20 protein-coding genes are annotated in these 21302 nt (G+C 49.8%); 13 read left to right on the forward strand and 7 right to left on the reverse strand.

Annotation, left to right across the window (positions count from 1 at the left end; all coding sequences use genetic code 11):
* The 6 genes from BD_RS06710 to mazG form a co-directional block, all read right to left on the reverse strand.
* Window positions 1-504, reverse strand: coding sequence for an ExbD/TolR family protein (locus BD_RS06710; RefSeq protein WP_011163965.1), 504 nt, complete (start codon window positions 502-504; stop codon window positions 1-3).
* Between the two features lie 3 nt (window positions 505-507).
* Complete coding sequence (locus BD_RS06715; RefSeq protein WP_157865662.1) at window positions 508-1053, reverse strand: ExbD/TolR family protein; 546 nt, start codon at window positions 1051-1053, stop codon at window positions 508-510.
* A gap of 55 nt (window positions 1054-1108) precedes the next feature.
* A complete protein-coding gene (locus BD_RS06720; RefSeq protein ID WP_011163967.1) occupies window positions 1109-1819 on the reverse strand; it encodes a MotA/TolQ/ExbB proton channel family protein in 711 nt (236 codons plus the stop codon).
* Window positions 1791-2411, reverse strand: coding sequence for a PilZ domain-containing protein (locus tag BD_RS06725; RefSeq protein ID WP_011163968.1), 621 nt, complete (start codon window positions 2409-2411; stop codon window positions 1791-1793). The genes BD_RS06720 and BD_RS06725 overlap by 29 nt, the downstream gene beginning before the upstream one ends.
* 11 nt (window positions 2412-2422) lie before the next feature.
* On the reverse strand, window positions 2423-3484 hold the full coding sequence (locus tag BD_RS06730) for a hypothetical protein (protein ID WP_011163969.1): 1062 nt from the start codon (window positions 3482-3484) through the stop codon (window positions 2423-2425).
* Between the two features lie 358 nt (window positions 3485-3842).
* Window positions 3843-4661 carry a nucleoside triphosphate pyrophosphohydrolase gene (mazG, locus tag BD_RS06735; protein WP_041583509.1) on the reverse strand — a complete coding sequence of 273 codons (819 nt, stop codon included), beginning with the start codon at window positions 4659-4661 and terminating at the stop codon, window positions 3843-3845.
* Between the two features lie 101 nt (window positions 4662-4762).
* On the opposite strand from mazG, the gene BD_RS06740 reads away from it, so the two are divergent.
* The 13 genes from BD_RS06740 to BD_RS06800 all read left to right on the forward strand — a co-directional run bounded on the left by BD_RS06740 (window position 4763) and on the right by BD_RS06800 (window position 20087).
* Window positions 4763-7177: an HD family phosphohydrolase gene (locus tag BD_RS06740; protein ID WP_011163971.1), complete on the forward strand. Its 2415-nt coding sequence runs from the start codon at window positions 4763-4765 to the stop codon at window positions 7175-7177.
* Between the two features lie 2 nt (window positions 7178-7179).
* The gene (gene ybeY / locus BD_RS06745) at window positions 7180-7632 is read left to right on the forward strand and encodes an rRNA maturation RNase YbeY (RefSeq protein ID WP_011163972.1); all 453 of its coding nucleotides are present in this window, start codon (window positions 7180-7182) and stop codon (window positions 7630-7632) included.
* A 294-nt stretch (window positions 7633-7926) separates the two neighbouring features.
* Window positions 7927-9058 (forward strand): peptide chain release factor 2 gene (prfB, locus tag BD_RS06750; protein ID WP_157865663.1). Its coding sequence is split into 2 segments (ribosomal slippage): window positions 7927-8007 and window positions 8009-9058, totalling 1131 coding nucleotides; the frame shifts between segments, so codons are not numbered across the junction.
* Entirely contained in the window at window positions 9055-10284 is a 1230-nt protein-coding gene (locus BD_RS06755) for an ABC transporter permease (protein ID WP_038448839.1), read from the forward strand. Before prfB ends, BD_RS06755 begins: the two co-directional genes overlap by 4 nt.
* Window positions 10277-10960, forward strand: a complete 684-nt coding sequence (locus BD_RS06760; RefSeq protein ID WP_226988089.1) for an ABC transporter ATP-binding protein — start codon at window positions 10277-10279, stop codon at window positions 10958-10960. Before BD_RS06755 ends, BD_RS06760 begins: the two co-directional genes overlap by 8 nt.
* Window positions 10961-11136: 176 nt before the next feature.
* Complete coding sequence (bamA, locus tag BD_RS06765) at window positions 11137-13527, forward strand: outer membrane protein assembly factor BamA (protein ID WP_231839306.1); 2391 nt, start codon at window positions 11137-11139, stop codon at window positions 13525-13527.
* A gap of 89 nt (window positions 13528-13616) precedes the next feature.
* A complete protein-coding gene (locus tag BD_RS06770) occupies window positions 13617-14117 on the forward strand; it encodes an OmpH family outer membrane protein (protein WP_011163977.1) in 501 nt (166 codons plus the stop codon).
* A 58-nt stretch (window positions 14118-14175) separates the two neighbouring features.
* Window positions 14176-15000, forward strand: coding sequence for an acyl-ACP--UDP-N-acetylglucosamine O-acyltransferase (gene lpxA / locus BD_RS06775; RefSeq protein WP_011163978.1), 825 nt, complete (start codon window positions 14176-14178; stop codon window positions 14998-15000).
* Window positions 14993-15919, forward strand: a complete 927-nt coding sequence (locus BD_RS06780; RefSeq protein WP_011163979.1) for a Gfo/Idh/MocA family protein — start codon at window positions 14993-14995, stop codon at window positions 15917-15919. Before lpxA ends, BD_RS06780 begins: the two co-directional genes overlap by 8 nt.
* Window positions 15919-17067, forward strand: coding sequence for a lipid-A-disaccharide synthase (lpxB, locus tag BD_RS06785; protein ID WP_011163980.1), 1149 nt, complete (start codon window positions 15919-15921; stop codon window positions 17065-17067). The genes BD_RS06780 and lpxB overlap by 1 nt, the downstream gene beginning before the upstream one ends.
* Window positions 17067-18086 (forward strand): tetraacyldisaccharide 4'-kinase, encoded by a 1020-nt coding sequence (lpxK, locus tag BD_RS06790; protein ID WP_011163981.1) that lies wholly within the window; start codon window positions 17067-17069, stop codon window positions 18084-18086. Before lpxB ends, lpxK begins: the two co-directional genes overlap by 1 nt.
* Complete coding sequence (locus BD_RS06795) at window positions 18058-18942, forward strand: lysophospholipid acyltransferase family protein (RefSeq protein WP_011163982.1); 885 nt, start codon at window positions 18058-18060, stop codon at window positions 18940-18942. Before lpxK ends, BD_RS06795 begins: the two co-directional genes overlap by 29 nt.
* Window positions 18903-20087 carry a DUF3108 domain-containing protein gene (locus tag BD_RS06800; protein ID WP_041583510.1) on the forward strand — a complete coding sequence of 395 codons (1185 nt, stop codon included), beginning with the start codon at window positions 18903-18905 and terminating at the stop codon, window positions 20085-20087. The genes BD_RS06795 and BD_RS06800 overlap by 40 nt, the downstream gene beginning before the upstream one ends.
* Here BD_RS06800 and BD_RS18165 read toward each other — a convergent pair whose 3' ends face one another.
* On the reverse strand, window positions 20088-21209 hold the full coding sequence (locus BD_RS18165; RefSeq protein WP_050792904.1) for a cyclic nucleotide-binding domain-containing protein: 1122 nt from the start codon (window positions 21207-21209) through the stop codon (window positions 20088-20090).
* Window positions 21210-21302 lie beyond the last annotated feature (93 nt).

Raw genomic sequence — 21302 nt, forward strand, 5'->3', positions numbered from 1 at the left:
TTACTCTCCAACCATGGTGACAAGCTTCAGCTGAGGGAACCCCGCCATCGAAGCGGTGTACATCACTTTTCTCAGCGTCGCGTAAGGCAGATCCTTGTCTGCCTGCAGAAGAATACGGCCCTCTTTCACGTGGGCTTTGTCTTTTTCGCTTTCGGACTTGGCAATTTTATCCAGCTCCTGGAACAGGGGCTTGATAAAGTTGGTGTCTTTTTCTTCCAGATCCTTTGCCAGGAATTCCGAGTTCTTCACATCGGCAATCTTCGTCTGGTCTAATTTCAAAGCTTCACCATTCAGCGACAGTTTGATCGCCTCGGTGGCATTGGTCATGGACGCGGAAGAAGGCAAGCGCAAGTTGCTTTCAGGGGTGATCTGAACTTCTGAGGTGTTATAGCTTTGCAGCAGGAACACCAGCATGATCGTGAACATATCGGTCATGGAGGTGATGTTCAGGCCGAAAGTGGAATTCTTTTTTGTTTTTGGTTCATATCTGCGACGGCGTGACATGAGTTAGCCCTCCATGGTGTTCGCAAAGATGATCTCTGGGAACATGTAGTTGGTTTCCACGTTTTTACCCTGTTTGGTGTCGAAAACGGGAAACTTAACGTTGTTGTCGCGGGCCTGGCGGGCAGCATCCATTATTCTTACAAGAGTGTCGTATGAAACTTTGCCATCCGGGTTCAGTTCCATCTTGAAGACCTCAGGATGGGCTTTTTTTACTTCGACCAGCTTTTGATGCAGACTTTGCAGGTCGTAGGCACCGTCTTTCAGGGGAATGGTTTCAATCTTTTCCTGACCCTTGGCTGTTACGATGATGCGGATGCCATCTTTGGCATCGACTTCCATCGCCACGTTGGTTGGAGTTTTTTGTTCATCCTGGCGCTGGATGGCTTCACTGACCACCTGCGGAAGTTCGGTTTCAATCACCATCATTTGCACGAAGGCGGAGGAAACCAGAAGAACCGGCACCAGCTTCACCATCACGGCCAGCAGGGGTGCCAAATCCAGTTCGAATTCACTGTTATGATCTACTTTGATCTTGCGTGCGCGTCTCATAAATCGTCCCATCCTTAGTTATGTAAGGTCCACCGCTCCGGGAAAAAGGCCTCCGTTAGGAGACCTTCTGGCCTGGGGACGGAGGCGTCACACTTGGTGCCGTCACGTGATCAGGGAACACGTTCTGGCGGGTCAGGTTCGGGATATGGGCGCTGGTCAGAAGCTCAGTCAGTTTGGAGCACTTCTCGGACATGTCCTCGATCAGCTCATTCTGGCGGGCTGTCAGGATTGAGAAGAACACCATTGCCGGAATCGCCACTGCCAGACCCAAAGCCGTCGTATACATGGACACGGAGATACCGTGTGCCAGCAAGGCTTGTTTTTGTGCCGGGTCTGCAGACGCAACGGCCTGGAACGAAAGGATCAGACCGTGGATCGTACCCAACAGACCCAACAATGTTGCCACGTTGGCAAGCATGGAAAGGTAGTGCAGGCGTTTGGTGTACAAAGGCACGTTTTCGCTCAAGGCGATATCGTGTGCCTGGAAGATAGTGTCATCATCACGGTCTGCTTTTTCAAGAATGGTCTTGAAGGCAGAGGCCAATGGCTTTTTCTCAAGTTGCGCACAAAGAAGCAGGGCTTCATCGAGCTTTTTCGCCAGAACCAGGTTCTGAACTTTACCCATGAACTCATCCACATTCATGCCGTATTCTTTGTAAAGGGCTTTTGCGCGTTCGGCAACGAGTACCAGTGAACCAATACCCACCAGCAGAATAAACCAGCCGACAACACCGGAATCATTCATGAACTTTAAGAATGCCATCATTTGTTTCCTCCTTGGAAACGCCACCGCGTGTCCATTTTGTTAATTGAGCCATACCGGTTTCTTGCACTGAGAGGAAACGAACAGCGTAATGCAAACCGGATTTAACGTTGAGTCTCTGCTTGGAGTAATTCTTGCGAATAATCTCACAAAGCACGTTGAATGTCTGAGGGTTCACCTCAGAGGTTCTAAAGTTGAGCAAAATCTTTTGGCCGGGCAGAAGCAGGGGATCGTTCAAAAGAACCAGCGCCCCGTTTTCACTCACACTCAATGTGTGGCCGTCAAAAAAGTTGTGATCATTGTGCGCATAGACTGGCGTTTCCAGATCCACGCGTGGACATTTTCTGTCTTTGAATGAGCCTGCGATATGATCCTTGGTTTCAATCAGTCTGCACAGGCGGTCTTTGGAAAATTCCTGAAGATCGCCCAGCAAAGTCCAATTTTCCAGGTGCGCAGCCCATACGAAGTTGTAATCGTAGAGCTCGCCATTTTGGATCATCGTGATCAGTGATCTGTACTCGTAGGGACCATATTTCATTTCCCCACGCAGTATGTACCACTGCTGCTGATTAGTTGCTGTCTGTACCCCACCCATACAACATCCTTTTACAGTTTAATCGACTTAGGATAGAAGTCGATCGTGATATTAGCATCCGCTGCCGGCACCGAACTTCCGTGGAAGGTGATGGTCAGGTTGGATGCATCGTAAGTCCATCCGTTGACTGCGTCGTTAGGCACGGAAACTCCGTTGACCGTGATCACGATCGTGTCCTCTTGTGGTTCGCGATTCAGTTTAAAGACACTGGAAAGCTGGATGATGGAATCAGAGATGAGCTCCAGAGTTGAACCAAAGTTAGAGCACAAAGACCCTTTCACACCCGCAGTCAATGTTGCCAGTTCCGGCAGGCGAGTGGAGATCTTGCGCGCAAAACCGTCTGTAGAAAGAGAGGTTTTGCAGGCGTCGTCTGGTACCGTGATGGTGCTGACGGAATAGTTACGACTGCCAACATATCCATCCAGGAAGTCCACATAGCTTTGAACTGTGTGAAGGTTGGCGTTGTTGTAACTTTCATTGAAAGCGGCAGAGGAAGAAGAGAAGTCCTCTTCATCACTGACGATGATCACCGCCAGGAAGGCTTCGCTGCGGCGGAAACCTGCATTCTGCGGCTCAAGCAAAGCTTCCTTGAAGCTTGAGAACGCACGTTCGTCACCATTACCCAGCGTTCCCTGCTTGGCATTGGTGGAAAACACATCACCCAGGTTTGCGGTGTTCTTGTCCATAATGAACACGCCCGAATGAGTTTCGATTTTTGGATTCGTCTGTAGAACCGCACCATCCTTGATGCGGGCTTTTTCACTTGCGGAATTGAATTGTTTTTCCCAGGCCTCTGTTGTTGTCACCGCCATGTGGAAATCATAGTTGTACTGTTGGAAGCGCGAGATGAAAGACTGGAAGTTCGCCGCCAGATTGTCCTGAGACGTCTTCATGGAGCCGGAGTTGTCGATCACCCAAAGGATGTCGATCTGTTTTGGAATGAAAACTGCTTGTTGCTTGTAGTCTTCTGCATCGTTCAAGAGGGAGTAAGAACCAGTCCCCTTGCTGCAACCAGCTACCAGTGCCACTGCTGAAGCCATCATTAGTGCTTTGCTAGCGACTGTTTTTTTCATACGGTTATGCCCTCCTGAGCCCCACCATGCTTCTTGATGGATTCAGTTTCGTTTAAAACAACCCAAAACTGAAATTTCAGGTAACTGCATGAATTCGTTTTTTAATTTTTAATTGGTCTAGTTATGAGACACGCTAACTATGTGAAATAACAGGGTGTTGTAGAATCAATCATTTTCTAAAATATTTTCTTGTGTCAAACCTATAGCCAGTTTGTCAGGCTTTCCGTCGCGTTTTCGCAGCTAAGTGTGCGTCGAAATTAGAAGATACTCCGAACTGTCGAACTTCTCTCCACAACCAAGATCCTCTTTTATTACGAGGCCTCAAAGAAAGGGGACCTTCGATGGAAGGCCCTGCGATTTATTTCTTCTTCAAAAGCAGTTTGGCTTTTTTCCAGTACTCTTCTTTTTGTTCCAGAGTCATTGCAGAAAAATCCTTTTGGTCTTTTTCAACAAGTTCCACCATCATATTGAAGCGATTTTCAAAGCGCTGATTGGCTTTGCGCAGAACCTGCTCGGGTTCCATCTGCACATGACGTCCCAGTTGGGCGAGCGAAAACAGGGCATCGCCCAGTTCGTGTTCGATCTCGCTGTCATTGCCTTCATCCAAAGCTTCACGCAGCTCCTGATATTCCTCTTCCACATTCGCAAGGACGCCGTCCATGTCTTCCCAGTCGAATTTCAACTTTTCAGTGCGTTTGCCGATTTTGTAGGCTTTCTGCAAAGCCGGCAGGGGAGGCACGTTCAAGGCGTATGGCGACGGTGCAGCAGAAGTAGCCTTCTCTTGTTTCTTGATTTCTTCCCAGTTGCGGATGACTTCGGCGGTGTCGGCAACCTGGGTGTCAGAGAAAACATGCGGGTGTCGGCGCACCAGTTTTTCACTGATTCCGGCAATCACGTCTTCCAGAGTAAAAGCTCCACGTTCGGCGGCAAGCTGAGCGTGCAGAACCACTTGGAAGAGGACATCCCCCAGCTCTTCTTTCATTTTCAGATCCTTGCTGGCATCGGAAGCGGGCAGTTCCAGGGCTTCCACCAGTTCGTGGGTCTCTTCAATTGCGTATTGAGTCAAAGACTCATGAGTTTGCTCTTTATCCCAGGGACATCCTCCGGGACCGCGCAAAGACGCTACGATCTCGACTAAGGACTCAATATGACGTAAGTTGGAGGGAATATGCGGCATGGGGACTCCTCGACTTTCTGATGGAATCTCTTTATTGCTAACACAAATGCATAGTGATTTCGACAATTTTCGCAATATGGGTTACGGTAGAAAAACTAGATATGCAACGAGGTAAAAATCCAAAAAAGGGCGAAAGCCCAGCCAAGCGGGTTAACTATGAGGATCACAGTCTGAAGTTTTTGGACTGGGTGGATTCCATCGGTTTGGAGAAAACATTCCTGGGTCGTGTTGTGCAACTCATGGAAGAAAAATTCTTCATTCGTCGCGCTGCTTTGATCTTCCTGTATTGCGTTCTGCTTTCTTACACAATCTTCTATCAGTTCGACATTCCGTACAATTTCAACGTCGGTGATGTGGCCAAGTACGATGTCACTTCGCCGATGGGTTTTGAGATGACTGACGAAGTCACCACCGAGGAAAAACGCCTGAAGGCGGAATACTCGGTGCCGATTGTTTATGATTATGACACCAGCGTCTTTGAGCGGGTGTCCGTCAACCTGATTCACTCTTTCCGCACCATGCGTGCCTATTACCGTGAAACCCAGTGGCCGAAAGCACATGCTCAGTACCGGGTGGCGGTGAAGGATTTCTTCCAGTATAAAAAGCAGTTTGAAAAAGAGCTGGGCGTGGGTGTTTCTGATTTTATGTTCGAGTGGCTGATTGATCTGAAGTTCAATCCGCGCATTGAAGCCATCGTCATCCGCAACCTAGAAAACTGGTACGACCGTAAAGTGGCGGAGGCACCGGACCGCTTTATCCCGGCCAGCCAGGCCACGGTCTTAGGCCGTGTGGTGCACAAAAACAATCTGGGTAAAGAGTTCCCCATTCCGCGGGAAGAGATCCTGGATCTTCAGTCCCCGGAAAACTTTGAACTGGAACTGAAAAAAGACCTGAATCGTTTCTCGGAAAGTGATCAGGCCAATATCCTGTACTTTGCGCGTTCCTTGGTCGTGCCGAACATGACCCTGAACAAGCAGGAAACTGCCAGCCGCCGCCAGGCCGCGCGTGATGCGGTGATCCCGGTGACGATCACCATCAAAAAGAACCAGAATATTATCGCTCAAGGGTCGGTGGTTCAGCCGTTCCAGATGGCGGTGATCAAACAAATCGAAAACATCCGCGCCGACAAACGTAAAGACATCATGTCGCTGTCCATGGCCCTGATGTTGTCGGTGGCCATTCTGGTGTTCTTCTCGTACCTGAAGCGTTTCACCATCAATAAAGTGAAAATCGAATTCAAAGACGTGTCGGTCATGATGCTGATTGCTTTTGGCATCATCTTCTTTACCAAGATCTACATGTTCATCACCGATGCGGCCTTCGCCTCGAAGTTGGGCCACTTCCTGCCTCCGGCGATCTTCCTGTATGCAGCTCCGGTGGCGGCGGGTCCGATGCTGGTGGGTCTTTTGATCACTTACGGTGAAATTGTGTGGCTGTTCACAGCCTTCCTGTCCGTGTGCCTGGGCATCATGGTGGATTACAACTTTGCCTTTATGTTTGTGTCCCTGGTGGGCGGTATCGCGGCGGCGCGCGGGGTGTACAACTGTAAAACCCGTAACGACGTTTATTTTGCCGGTGTGCGCACGGGTCTGGTGAATGCGGCGATGATTGCGTTTATTCTGACCATGACTAAGTTCGACCAAGAGGGCGGAGTAAAAGAGATTCTGCTGTCGATCCCGGCGGGTTTCCTGGGCGGTATTTTCTCGGCCCTGGTGGCGATGATGTTTGTTCCGCTGCTGGAATCCGTCTTTAGCTACACCACGGACGTAAAACTGCTTGAGCTGAGCAACTTGAATCACCCGCTGCTGAAAGAAATGATCGTGAAAGCCCCGGGAACTTATCACCATTCGATGATGGTGGGTTCGATGGTGGAAGCGGCGGCGGAAGAAATCGGTGCCAATCCGTTGTTGGGTAAAGTTATGTGCTATTACCACGACATCGGCAAGATGGAGCACGCCAATTACTTTATCGAAAACCAGAAGCCGGGCCACAACCCGCATGATCATATTTCTCCGTTCATGAGTAAAACCCTGCTGATCGCCCACGTAAAAGACGGGGTGGAAATGGGGATGGCTTACAAACTGGGTAAACCCATCATTGACGGGGTTTTGCAGCACCACGGAACGACGCTGATTTCTTATTTCTACAACAAAGCTCTGGATCTGAAAAAAGAAGACGGTCCTGAAATTGGGGAAGAGGACTTCCGCTATCCAGGTCCGAAACCGCAGTTCCGCGAAGCTGCTTTGTGTATGCTTGCCGACAGTATCGAAGCTGCGGCTCGTTCTTTGGATGAGCCGACTCCGGCGCGTTTGCAAAATATCGTTAAGAACATCACGCAAAGAAAGTTCTCTGACGGGCAGTTGGATGAATGTAATCTGACCCTGAAAGACATCTCCAAGGTCGAGGCGGCGTTCATCCGCATCCTTCTGGGTATCTATCACCAGCGTATTGATTATCCTCGCAGTGCCGGGGGTGGTTTGGGTGACGTGGGTCAAACCACGCCATCGCAGGGTTAGTCATGGAAGTTTTAATCGTCAATGAATCCAAACACGCAGCCCCACGCAAGTTCATCCAAACCTGGATGCAGCTTGTGGTGACAGAGCTAAAGCGTAAAAAAGTGCTGAAGGCTGAGCAGGCCCGTCGGGAACTGACGCTGGTGTTTTTGGATAAAAAACCCGCGCAGAAAATCAATATGGAGTTTCGGGGTAAGAACTACGCCACGGATGTTTTGAGTTTTGACTCGATGGATCCGGGGTCTTTGGGGGAGCTTGTTTTGTGCCCCGAGGTTTTAAAGCGTCAATCCAAAGAGCATGGACTCACGTATCAGCAGGAGCTGGGTTATATGCTGCTTCATGGGGTGCTGCACTTGTTGGGTTATGACCACGAGACCAGTGAGGCCGAGGCACTGGAAATGTTCGGCATTCAGGATGCGGCTTTCGAAGTCCTTTTGAAAAAAGTTTCCGCCAAATAAGGCGTCTTTTCCCTCTAAAATTGACATGAGAAATGCAAACCTCCCGGAGGGACCAAAAGGGACCCTCTGCGTCCTCGGTTTTGTCTAAAGTTTGAACGATTCCATCGTGTCGCCCCCTGATTTTGGGGCTTCCTGCGCTTATTTCGCAAATAGTCACGAAGAACCCGGTTGGCATCGCCTTTGTATTAAGCAGAGGTGTGTTTCTCCCAAACTGTCGCCTCCGAGAGATTTTCCCCTCCCTTCTCTCGGAGGCGTTTTTCTTGACAGACAGGGCCCTGTGATTACACTGGGCCTATGTCTATCGTTACTGAAGCCTCTGAAATAAAAAGCAAAATCGTGTCTCTCGAAGCCTTCTCGAAGGAGCTTCGGGGGTATCTTTGACTTAGATCGCAAGAAAAAGCGCCTGGAAGAGATCTCCATTCAGGCTGAAAATCCCGCACTCTGGGAAAAACCTGCTGAAATGCAAAAGCTGAACAAAGAAAAAGCCCTGCTTGAAAAAGCCGTGGGGGAATTCGACGCCTTTGCAAGTCGCTTGAGCGACTCCAAGGTTCTGCTGGAAATGGCCGAAGAAGCCCAGGATGAAGGCAGTTTCTCTGAAGCCAAAGCCGAGGTCGTGGCACTGGAAAAGTTGGGGGAAGAGCTTGAGTTGAAACGAGTTCTGAACGGCGAATTGGACAGCAACAGCTCGTATCTGTCCATCAACTCCGGGGCAGGTGGTACGGAGTCCTGTGACTGGGCCTCCATGCTTTTGCGTATGTACACGCGTTATGCTGACAAGCATGGCTTTAAAGTTCAAATCATCGAGATGACCGAGGGCGAGGGTGCCGGGATTAAATCCTGCACGCTTTTGATCGAAGGCCCTTATGCCTATGGATATCTGAAGGCGGAATCCGGAGTGCATCGTCTGGTGCGTATTTCTCCGTTTGATTCCAATGCCCGTCGCCATACATCTTTTGCGTCCGTGTTTGCCTGGGCGGAAGTGGATGATGACATCAATATCGAAGTTCGTCCTGATGATCTGAAAGTGGACACCTTCCGCGCCAGCGGGGCCGGTGGCCAGCACGTCAACAGAACGGATTCTGCGGTTCGTATGACTCACATTCCATCCGGGGTTATTGTGACCTGTCAGGTGGAAAGATCTCAGATTCAGAACCGTGAAAAAGCCCTGAAGATGTTGAAAGCGCGCCTTTATGAAATGGAAATCGAAAAGCGCAACGCGGAAAAAGACGCGATGAATTCCCAGAAAAAAGCCAATGAATGGGGTTCGCAGATTCGCTCTTACGTGATGCATCCTTATCAGATGGTGAAAGATCACCGCACTGATTTTGAAACCAATCAGGTCGATGACGTGATGGACGGGGATCTGGATGGATTTATCATGTCTTACTTGAAATCGACTTTGACGGCAGAAAGTCAGCCTTCGTGAAGTCTTCATTGCCTTGGCTTTCCTGGCGACTGCTTTTCTCGCGCAAAACCATGTTTGGCGGCTCGGCTCCTTTGGCCTTGCTCGGACTGGTTTTGGGGGTGGCAGCGCTGGTGGCCTCGATGGCGGTGATGAGTGGTTTTGAAAACACTCTAAAAACAGCCATGGCCGAAGTGTCTGGCCACGCACAAGTGGTGAAGCGCTCGCGCTTTCCGGATGACTGGAAAGAACTGGAAGAGCGCATTCGCAAAGCCGAACCCACGCTGGTTAACACCAGCCGTTTTGTCTTTATTGAGGCGGTTTTGGCCAACAAAGGTCAGATCTCAGGTGTTCTGATTCAAGGTGTGGACACTCAGCGGGTCAATGAGGTTTTGAACTTCAAACGCCGTGTTCTGAGCGGAACAGATGATCTGAATGTGGCCAGTGATGTGCCTTTGGCGCTGGTGGGTAAAAATCTGGCAAAAAAAATGAATCTGAATGTCGGAGACACCTTCCGTGTGGTGGTTCCGGTCGCGGACTCTGTGGATCCGTCAAAGTTCCAGCGCCGGGTGGGGGCTTTTAAAGTCCAGGGCATTTTGGACCTGGGAAAGCACGACTGGAATGAGCGGTTTATTCTGTCTGATTTGAAGGCCACCCAGGATCTGGCGGATATCGGAGATCGTTATTCGGGCTTGTTGTTGAAGTTCCAGGATGTGGATCATGCCCGTGACGCCGCTTTCAATTTGAGTGCGGTTTTGGGATCCCCTTATTGGGTGCGCGACTGGCGCGATGCCAATGAAAACCTTTTTGAAGCCATCAATGTCGAGCGGCCGGGAATCTTTTTCGTGGTTTTGGTGATCACCATTGTGGCGGCCTTCAATGTGTCGGCGACTTTATTTGTGAACGTGGTTCGTCGTTTCAAGGACATTGCCATTCTAAAGACCGTGGGTCTGTCGCAAAAAGACATTATGAAAATCTTTGTCTGCCAGGGCTTGTTTATGGGCCTGGTGGGGATCGTTCTGGGGTTTGCTCTGGGGGTCGGGATTGCCTATCTGTTTGAATTCATGCAGGGGCGTTTAAGTCTGATTTCCGGCGAGGTGTATCGTTTGGAAAATATTGAATTGCAAATTCGTTTCGTCGATGGCGTGGCCATCTGTGTTGCGACACTTGTGATCTGTTTGATTGCCACGATCGCACCGGCACGTCGCGGAGCGAAGCTGGAGCCGGTGGAGGGACTGAGAAGTGAATAGCGAAAACATTCTTTTGCGTGCGGTGGATATTCACAAATCCTATTCCCAAGGGGTGGGTGAGCTGGAGATTCTTCGTGGAGTCAGTCTGGACATCCGTGAAGGTGAAGCCTTCGCCATTCTGGGGGCCTCGGGGGCTGGGAAGTCCACATTGTTGCAGATCATGGGAACTTTGGATCGCCCCAACAAGGGCGAGCTTTACTGTGAAGGCCGAGATCTGCTGGCGATGAGCGATGACGAACTGTCCCGCTTCCGCAATTCTGAAATGGGTTTTGTATTCCAGTTCCATCATCTTTTAAGTGAGTTCAATGCCCTTGAAAACGTCATGATCCCTTGCCGTGTTGGCGGAGAGTCCATCAAGGTGGCCAAAGAAAAAGCTTTGCATCTTTTGGAGTTCATGGGATTGGCGGATCGTCGTGACCATCACCCGAACCAGCTTTCCGGCGGTGAGTTGCAGCGCGTAGCCATTGCTCGTGCCTTGGTGCGCCATCCAAAGATACTGTTCGCCGATGAGCCTACGGGGAATTTGGATTCTCACACCAGTGGAAAGATTCAGGAGTTGTTCTTCCGTCTGAAGGAAGAAATGAAGCTGGCGCTGGTCATCGTGACCCACGATCTGACCTTTGCGACACGCTTTCCGAAGGTGTACAGAATGAAAGACGGTCAGTGGCAGTCCTAAAGCTCTTCATTTCTTAGGGCTATCTTCATGATTTGCTTGTGCTTTGCGGCTAAAAAAGTGGTGTTGCCTGTCTGGTGGCTTTGACAGGACCTTGGTCTTAAGTTACGATTCCTTGTCTAAATTGTAAGTACTTAAAAGTCTTATAGATTTTTAAAAAATAACGGGGATTGGGAACTTTGAGTAAGCTTCTTTGTGCACTGTTAATCACATTCATGACTTCGACGGTGGTGGCCCAGCCTGCCAAAAAGAAAAACGCCAAGGCCAAAGCTCCTGTTGCGGCGGCGGAGGCATCGGATGCCACATCCGGTTTGATCGTTAAAAACATCGAAGTTGCCGGCAATCGTAAAATTGAAAAAGACGCCATTCTGACCAAGATCGTCACCAAGGTTGGAGAGTCGTATTCAGCTCAGCATATTCGCGAAGATGTGCAGGCGCTGTTCAATATGGGTTTCTTCAATGACATTCAGGTGGATCGTAAAGCCACCGGCAAAGATGTCACGCTGACGTACACCGTGCTGGAAAAACCTTCTGTGGTTGAAATCACTTACGAAGGCAACAGTGAAGTAAAGTCTGAAGATATTGCGGATGCCACGGGTATTAAGCCTTATCAGCTTTTGAACATGGCCAAAGTTAAAGAAGCGGTGGAGAAAATCCAGAAGCTTTATGAAGACAAAGGTTTCTTCCTGGCCAAGATCGATTCTGAAGTTCAAGAGGTCACCAAAGACGAAACTGTCCGTCTGGTCTTTAAGATCCGTGAAAATGATAAAGTAAAAGTTAAAAAGATCACCTTCCTTGGTAACAACCATATGGGTGACAGTTCTCTGAAAAGCAAGATGCTGACTCAAGAGGGCGGCTTCTTCTCGGGCATCAGCGGTTCCGGTCAGTACAAGCAGGAGATGTTCGAGCGTGACGTTCAGATTCTTCGCTTCCTTTATTGGAATCAGGGTTATGTTCAGGCCAAGGTGGATCGTCCTCAGGTGACGGTGACGCCGGATAAAAAGAACATCTATATCACCATCCGAATTGAGGAAGGTGAGCAGTACAATGTCGGCGACGTGGATTTCGCCGGTGATCTTTTGTTCCCGAAATCTGAATTGCGCGAAGTGATCAAGATCGATGACAACGGCGTCTTTGCCTACGATGTGTTGCAAAAAGACATCAGTGAGCTGACCGCAAAGTACGGGGATCTGGGTTATGCCTATGCCAACGTGATCCCACGGACTCGTTTCAACGACAAAGAACGTCGTGTGGATCTGGTGTTTGAATTCGACAAGGGCAACAAGGTTTACTTCGGCAAGATCAATATGGTTGGAAATTCCAAGACCCGTGACAAGGTCATCCGTCGTGAGCTTAAAGTTCATGAAGGGGAGCTGTACAACGAAACCCGCCGTCGTCAGTCTTTGGAAAACATCCAGCGTCTGGGCTTCTTTGAGGAAGTCAACTTCAAGACCTCGATTGATCCGGAACGCACAGAAGTCATGAACGTGGATATTTCCGTGAAAGAGCGTAACACCGGCCAGATCCAGTTGGGTGCGGGTTACGGAACTTCCCAGGGTTTCACATTGCAGGGCTCTATCAGTCAGGCGAATTTCCTGGGTAAAGGTCAGAATCTGGGCGCGTCCCTGAATTTGAGCAACACGGGCAGTTACTACAGTTTGTCCTTCACTGAGCCGTACTTCCGAGACACGTTGTGGTCTTTGGGGGCGGATCTTTATCAAAGCGCGAATACTGGACGTGTGGACTATGACGAAAATCACACAGGTGGTGCGATTCGTTTGGGCCACCCGTTGGCCGAATACACGCGTGGTTTCCTAAAGTACAAATATGACGACACCAAACTGTCTAAAAAATACGACAGTGATGGCAAGCTGATCACGGATCCGGATCTGTTCCCGCTGGAATCGGCGTCTGGTGTGACCAGCTCCATGACTGGAACTGTTGAATATGACACGCGTAATGACCGTCAGATGCCGACCAAGGGGATCTATTCCAGTGGGTCTTATGAGTACGCTGGTCTGGGCGGAGATCTGAAGTATACTCGCGGAAATGCCAATTTCAGATACTACAAGAACCTGTTCTGGGACGTAGTGTGGCGAAATAACATCCAATATTCCCGCATCGACGGTTTGGATGGTCAGGAAGTTCCGTTCTCTGAATTGTACCTTCTGGGTGGACCTTACTCTTTGCGTGGTTATAGATCTTACCGCGTGGGTAAAATGAAGTTCTCTGAGATGATCTACAACGATCTGATCGCTGAGGGTAAGTCCGATGCTGAGGCCCGCGAAAAAGCGATGCGTTTCTACGGGGGCGTTCAACAGGCCATGTACCAGACGGAATTACAGTTCCCTTTGGTCAAAGAAGCTGGCATCATGGGAGCTGGATTCTTCGATATCGGTGCCGCGGATGATGTCCTAACAGACAACAACTTCTTCGCGGACGTCGGCTTCGGTATTCGCTGGTATTCACCAATTGGTGTTTTGCGCTTCGAATGGGGCTTCCCGCTGAACCGCAACCCAGCTTACCAAGACGCCACCGTCTTCGAATTCTCCATCGGGCCTAGTTTCTAAGTCGGCCGTGCCGAGGAGGCTGGAGCGCCGGCAGGCGCGAAAGCTGGACTGACTAAATTATTTTTAAAACCTTTTAAGGAGGATTTGGAATGAAGAGAATGTTGATCGTGTTGAGCATGCTACTGACGGCATCTTTCGCACAAGCGCAGGCAAAAGTTGGATTTGTAGATATGCAAAAAGCTATTCAATCCACTTCTGCGGGTAAGAAAGCAAAAACTGAACTTGAAACAGAGTTCAACAAAAAGAAAAAAGAACTAGAGAAAAAAGAAGCAGACTTGAAAAAGATGGGTGAAGACCTGGAAAAGAAAAAGTCTGTGCTTTCTGAAGAAGCGCTTGGTAAAAAACAAGCTGAATTCCAGGAAGAAATGCTGAAGTATCGTGATGTGGTAGGCAAAAGCCAGATCGAGATTCAGAAAAAAGAGCGTGAGCTGACGGCTCCGATTCTTGATAAAATGAAAAAAGTGATCGCGAAACTTGCGAAAGATAAAGGTTACACTCTGGTGCTGGAGAACTCTCAAATGGTTCTTTACGCAACGGCGGATGCGGACCTGACAACTGAAGTAATCGCGGCCTTCGAAAAAGAAAAGTAGTTGATAAGAAAACGAAAGGGCCTGCAAAGGCCCTTTTCTATTTTAGGAATAGAAGTTCATGGCAAATTATAAAATTCATCCAAGCAGTGTTATTTCTCCAGACATCCATATCGCCGACGACGTTGAAATCGGCCCTTACTGCTTGATTCAAGGCAAAGGTTTTATTGGCAAAGGCACATTCGTCGAAGGTCATGTGACACTGGGTTCCCGTCACGGCATCATCGAAATCGGCGAAAACAATCATTTCTGTCCCGGTGCTGTTATCGGAGGGGCTCCTCAGGACCTTTCCTACAAAGGTGAACCAACCAAATTGATTATCGGTAACAACAATACATTCCGTGAATTCTCCACCGCCAACCTTGCGACCAGCAAAGGGGACGGCAAAACGGAAATCGGCAATAACGGTTACTTCATGGCCTATACGCACATCGGGCATGACTGCAAAGTCGGCAACAATGTGACCATCGCCAACAACTCCCACTTGGGCGGACACTGTGAAATCGAAGACGGTGTGACCATCGGGGGCGTGTGCGCTTTCAATCAGTTCACCAAAGTGGGGCGCGGTGCTTTCGTGGCCGGTTCTTCCATCGTGAACAAGGACATCCTGCCGTTCTGCCGTGCTCAGGGCACTTACGCGACAATCCGCGCGACCAACAAAATCGGTCTGGCGCGTAAAGGTTTCTCGCGTGAAGAAATCGCAAACGTGCACAAAGCCATCCGTATCATCATCATGGGTTCTCACACCGTGGAAGAAGGCATCGAGCGCATCCTGAATGAGTGCACGATGAGCCCGAACATCGAGTACTTCGTGAACTTCATTCGCTCTTCCAAGCGCGGTATTGCCGTGGACAGAAGCCCTAAAGGATGGCAGGACGATGAGTAAGAAACTTCGTGGCGCGGTTGTCGGGGTGGGTTACCTCGGTAAATTCCACGCCCAGAAATACAAAAACAATCCGAACGTGGAACTGGTCGGGGTGTGTGATCACTTCCCGGCTCAGGCCGACAAAATCGCGATGGAGTTGGGGGTAAAAAGCTTCCACAAACCACAGGATTTGATCGGTCATGTGGATCTGGTGACGATCGCGGCGAGCACTCTGAGTCACTTTGAACTGGCAAAGATGTTCGTGGAAAACGGCGTTCATGTGAACGTTGAAAAGCCAATCACCGCCACGGTTCCGCAAGCGGAAGAACTATTGGCGCTGGCGGCGAAAAAGAACGTGAAAGTGGCAGTGGGGCACATCGAAAGATTCAACCCGGCAATCAACGATCTGCAAAAGCATCTGAAGAATCCCAAATTCATCGAATTAAACCGCATGGCTCCTTATAACAAGCGCGGTTCCGATGTCAGCGTTCTGCACGATCTGATGATCCACGATATGGATCTGTTGTTCTGGCTGACGGGTTCTGAAATTGAATCCATGACAGGAACGGGCACCAAGCTTATTTCCAAAGAGCTGGATACCGCCTCTGTGTCATTCAAAATGAAGAATGGCATGCAGGTGATGATCAACGTCAGTCGTGTATCACCGGTGGCTCAGCGATCTATCCGCGTGCTGCAGGATGATTGCACGCTGTGGGCCCAGACAGGGACATTGGAACTTGAAAAAGTGGTTCCGGGTCCTGGTGGTGATGAGTTTTTGACAGTCACCAAATGGAGCGTGGAAAAAGCCGATGCTTTGCAAAGAGAAACCGACGCTTTCATCGACTGTGTATTGAATGACAAACAACCTGTCGTCACAGGTCTTGACGGGTTGAAAGCCCTGAAAGCCATCGAAGACGTGCAGAGAATGATTGAGGGCTGATGGATCAGGTTCTGATTGTGGCGGCGGAAGCCTCCAGTGTGACCTATGCCCAAAGAATTCTGGAAGCCTGGAAGGCCCAGGGCCGCAAAGTCCATGCTTTCGGTGTGGGCAGCCAGGATATGGAAGACATCGGCTTTGAACGCCTTGGCAAATCTGAAGAGATGGCCGTTGTCGGTGCCGCTGAGATCATCAGTGCGTATTCCCACCTGAAAAGTGTTTTTGACAGCCTGGTGGCGGAAGCTGAAAAGCGCCGTCCGAAGGTGGCGATCGTGATGGACTATCCGGAATTCAACCTGATGCTGGCGAAAAAACTGCACGCCTTGGGTATTCCGGTGGTTTACTACATTTCTCCGCAGGTGTGGGCATGGCGCAAAGGCCGTGTGAAGACCATCAAGAAATACTGTAAAAAAGTATTCGTTCTGTTCCCGTTTGAAGTGCCTTTCTATGAAGAGCACGGCGTGCCGGTGGAGTTCGTCGGTCATCCGCTTTTGGATGAATTGGACGAGCGCCTGATTGACGATTTGGAGTATCGCAAGAACCACCGCAATCAGTGTGGTATTCGGGACAGCGAAATTGTGCTGGGTTTGATGCCGGGCAGCCGTCGTCTGGAAGTGAAGCAGCATCTGGACATTCAGTTGGATGCAGCTCGCATTCTTTCCAAAAAGTTCCCGAATCTGAAAGTTTTGATTCTGACCGCGCCGACCTTTACTAAAGAGTACATGCAGGACCGTCTCGAAAACTTCCGACTGCCTTATATGTTGTTGAAGGATGAACCGTTCAGAATGATTCATCTGGTGGACATGATGCTGGTGGCTTCAGGAACTGCGACCCTGCAAGTGGGGCTTCTGAAAAAACCGATGGTCATCATGTACAAGATGAAGTGGTTGACCGGCGTGTTTGCCAAACTCTTCGTTCGTGGGACCAAGTATTTTGGTCTGGTGAATCTGATTCTGAACAAAGAAGCGGTGCCAGAGCTGTTCCAAAGCGAAGTCACTGCTGAAAATTTGGCAGCCGAGCTGGAGCGCTATGTTCTGGATAAAAAGTACCATGACTCTGTGGTTTCTGATCTCGGGCAGGTTCGTCAGTATCTCGGCGACAAAGGGGCCACCCAGCGCGTGGTGAAAGCCCTGGAAGAGTACTTCGTCTGATGAGAGCCTATCTTCGTCCATTGTCATTTTTGTATGATCAAGTCGTAGGGGTGAAAAACAACCTCTACGACCGCGGTGTTTTCGGGGTGTTTAAAGCTCCGGTGCCGGTGGTCAGTATTGGAAATCTGACGGTGGGTGGAACGGGTAAGACTCCGATCACGGATTTTTGTCTGAAGTCCCTGGTGGCTGACGGCAAAAAAGTGGCGGTGATCAGCCGATCTTACCGCGCGGATGCTTCGGCTCCATGTCTGGTGGATGTGGATCATCCTTTTGCCGCAAGATATTTCGGCGATGAACCCGTGTTGCTCGCACAAGCCAACCCGCAGGTGTCTGTCTATGTCGGCCCCAGCAAGTGGCGCACGGCCCGTTATGCCGTGGAAAAACATAAATATGACCTGTTGATTGTGGACGATGGTTTTCAACACCGTCGCCTGCATCGGGATTTGAATATCGTGATTCTGGATGCGACGGAAAGTCTTTCTAACTATGAAGTCCTTCCCGAAGGCCGGGCTCGTGAATCCTGGGCCGGGATTGAACGCGCGGATGTGTTAATTCTTTCCAAGTGCAATCTGGCGCCCGAAGATGAGTTGAAGGCCCTGGAGGCGCGGCTTCCGAAGAATAAGGAAGTCCTTTATTTCGGCTACGAGATTCAGCAGTGCCAGAACGTCAAGACCGGCCAAGTGCTTCATCGGGACGAGCTGAAAGGCAAAAAACTTTTCCTGGTGTCTGCGATTGCACGGCCGGATGTTTTTGAAAAAATGATGAGAGAAATCGGCGAGGTTTCAAACCAAAGCCTGCATTTCCGCGATCATCATCAGTACACCGCCGACGATGTGAAGAATATCGAAAATGCGTTTAAGAAATCCCAGGCGGACTATCTTGTCACCACCGGCAAGGATGCAGTGAAGCTCCGTCAGTTGTTCAATGATACCGCCATCCTGTGGAGCACTTCGTTGGAAGTTGCAGAGTCAGGCAGGAAGGGACGCCTTCATGAGATTATTACTCAAGTTCTTCGTTAATTTGATGGTCTTTATCAGTTCCCTGGTGCCGCGCCGTTGGTTGCGCAAGTCCGGGTCCTGGGTGGGCTTTTTGTGGTTTGATGTCTTTGGTTTTCGCAAAAAAATCGTTCTGGATAATTTGAAACTGGCTTTCCCCGAGTGGACCGACCAGCAACGAAAAGCCGTCGGTCGCGAATCTGTGTATCAGCTGGGTTATAACTTTGCTGAATTCTTTTTCATTCCGTCTGTGACGCCTGAATGGATCGCCAAGAATGTGGTGTTTCACGGCTGGGAGCATGTTGAAAATGCCCGGGCTGCAGGGAAAGGAATGTTTTTCCTGACTTTGCATTTGGGGAACGGGGATCTGGCCTGTAACACGATTGTCCTAAACGGGCAGAGTGTGAACCTGATCACGAAAAGATTTAAAACGAAATGGTTTGATGATCTGTGGTTTTCTATTCGCGGAGCCAAGGGTGTGCAGTATATCGATGCCCACGCACCGAACAATGCTTTTGAGATTTTGAAGGCGTTGAAAAAGAATTCGGCGGTGGTCTTTGTTCTGGATCAGTTTATGGGGCGTCCCTTTGGGATTGAGACCTCCTTCTTCGGGAAAAAGACGGGCACAGCCTATGGTCTAGCTCTGTTTGTGCAAAAAACCAAAGCCCCGGTTCTTCCCATCTATACCTACGAGGGGGAAGATAAAAAACTTCATGTGGTTGTCGAGCCAGCGATGGACACGGCTTCCTGTGTGACTGATGATAAAGACCAGACGACTCTCAATCTGACACAAAGCTATTGCGACAAGTTGGAAGAGATCGTCAGAAAGCACCCGGAACAATGGATGTGGGTGCATCGACGGTGGAAGGATTTCCGGTGAACTTTAAAATGCTTCTTGGCGTATTCGTTTCTTTGCTTTTGGTTTCCTGTTCGACTTCATTTTTGAAGTACGAAAAAGCTGACCAGCTGAAAAAAAACGAGGAGTTCGAAGGAGCGGTGACGATTGTAAAGCCGCAGTCGGAAAGCCCACCAGAGACAGCGCCTGCAGAGCCGGCCCAAGCAGGCAAAGACACCAAAGCTGCTTCCCAACCAGCTACGAAATCCACGGCCAAAACAACAGCCAAAAGTTCCACTCAAACAACTGACAAGACCGCTGCCAAAGCGCCTGTGAAGGCGTCGGAAAAAACAGCCGTTGCTCCCGCAGTAAAAGCTCCCTCCAAGGCATCCAAGTCTGCTGCCAAAACAGAAGCCGCGACGGCACAGGCCCCGGTGCGTCAGCCTGATATCGAAGATTCAGAAGGGTTCAACGGTCGCCGTCCGGTGAATGACCCTTTCCGCGTGGGTGAAGAAGTGGTGCACGACGTGCATTATTTCAAAGTCTCTGCCGGGGAGCTTCGCATGAAAGTGGAGCCCTTTGCCATGGTCAACAACCGCAAGTCCTACACTTTCGCGGTGGAAATCCGCACCAGTCCTCTGTTCAGTTCCTTCTATAGCGTTGAAGACCGTGTAGAGACCTTTGTCGATTACGAAGACCTGGTGCCGCGTGTGTTTCAATTGCACGTGAAGGAATCCGGTCAGTTGCGTGAAGCCAAGATGCTCTTTGATGTCGAGAAAAACACGGCGACCTTCTGGGAAAAGAAGGTGACCAAGGACCACGGCGAAGAAGAGAAAAAGCAGAACTGGGAAATTCTGCCGTACACCCAAAACGTTTACAGCGCGATTTACTATATGCGAAATTTCAAATGGGAAACGGGCAAAGAGTATTCCTTCCGCGTCGGTAACGACAACGAGAATCTTGTGTTTTCCGGAAAAGCCCTGCGCCGTGAAGTCCTGAACACCAAGCTGGGACCCATTAAAGCCATCGTGGTTCAGCCTAAAATCACTCTCAAAGGCAAATTGAACCCGATCGGGGACAATTTCATCTGGTTGTCGGATGATGATCGCAAGTATATCTTGAGAATTGAATCCAAAATCAAAATCGGAACATTGGTTTCTGAAGTCGTAGAAATTAAACCCGGCAAGTAATTAGCGTTTGCGGTCCGCTTCGAGTCTTTGGGCCGCCAGGGTTTCTATTTCTTTTGCTAAGAATAGATTCTGAGACAGAACTTGATAGAAGTTGTTTTGCTGGATTTCCAGCAGGATGGTTTCTTGTTGGGTTGTCGCCGTCGCGGTTCTTTGGCCGCCGCTCATTAATAAGGAAATCTCGCCGAAGCAAGCTCCTTGAGCCATGACGTTGATATTACGTCCTTGTTGGCTGATCACAACGCTTCCTTGGACGACGATGTAGCAGGTGTTGGCGGGTTGGCCTTCGGTGAACAGCCTATGATGGGCCGGGGCCTTTACCAGGCGTCCTGAGAAGATCAAGCTGTCCAGGCAATCACCGGGCAAATTCTTAAATACATTAGATGACTGCAGGGCTTGCAGGATCCAGAAACGCTGTTGCAGGCTTTGCGCCTTATCGCTTTTTATTAACTGATCAAATTCTGGCAGATGACGAACGCGCAGAATTTCACTGGGGGCCAGAGTGATCACGTCAGCGGTGCGCGGCTGATTTAACAGGAATCCGCTTTCACCAAACAGGGCACCGGAATTCAGGCCTGCCACCATTTGGCGCTGTTGATTTCCAAACACACGATAAATTCCGGCCTGACCTTTTAGAAGAATGAAAAGATCGCGGTCGGTCTTTCCGGATTGAATGACTTTGATGTTGGCAGGGACCTGAAAGCGTTCAGAGCTTTGCAACAGGTGTTGCGCCAAAGCCGGATCCAAAGAGCGGAAGAAGGGCAGTTGCGAAGGGTTGAGTGATGCGACTTGCTGGCCTTGGCCGCTTAAGTGGCCTTGTTCGTGCATGGCCTGCTGGGCGCGGTTGAAGTAAGCCTGAATATTTGGGTTTTGCAAAAGGCCTTCCTGAAGCAGGAATTCCAGCAAGGCAGACAATTCGCGAAAGCTGACCAGCCAGCCCTGTCCCAGAAAGAATTGCACCATGCCTTCGATGGAACTACCGTTTTTAAGCACATCCAGATACGAGTACTGCAAGGGATTCAGGCGATAGCTTTTGCGCGTGGAAAGAACCGTAAAGCTTCCGCCGTCAGCGGAGGGCTGCATTTGCAGGGCAGGAAGTTGCAGGGGTTCTTTCTCGATTCTCATTCGAGGGCTTATCGGAATATTTCGGACTGCTTTCAACAATACAAAGGTCCTGAAATCCCTGTCTGGATCTGCGCCATCCGTGGGCAACTGACA

The organism is Bdellovibrio bacteriovorus HD100 (assembly GCF_000196175.1).
GTDB lineage: Bacteria > Bdellovibrionota > Bdellovibrionia > Bdellovibrionales > Bdellovibrionaceae > Bdellovibrio > Bdellovibrio bacteriovorus.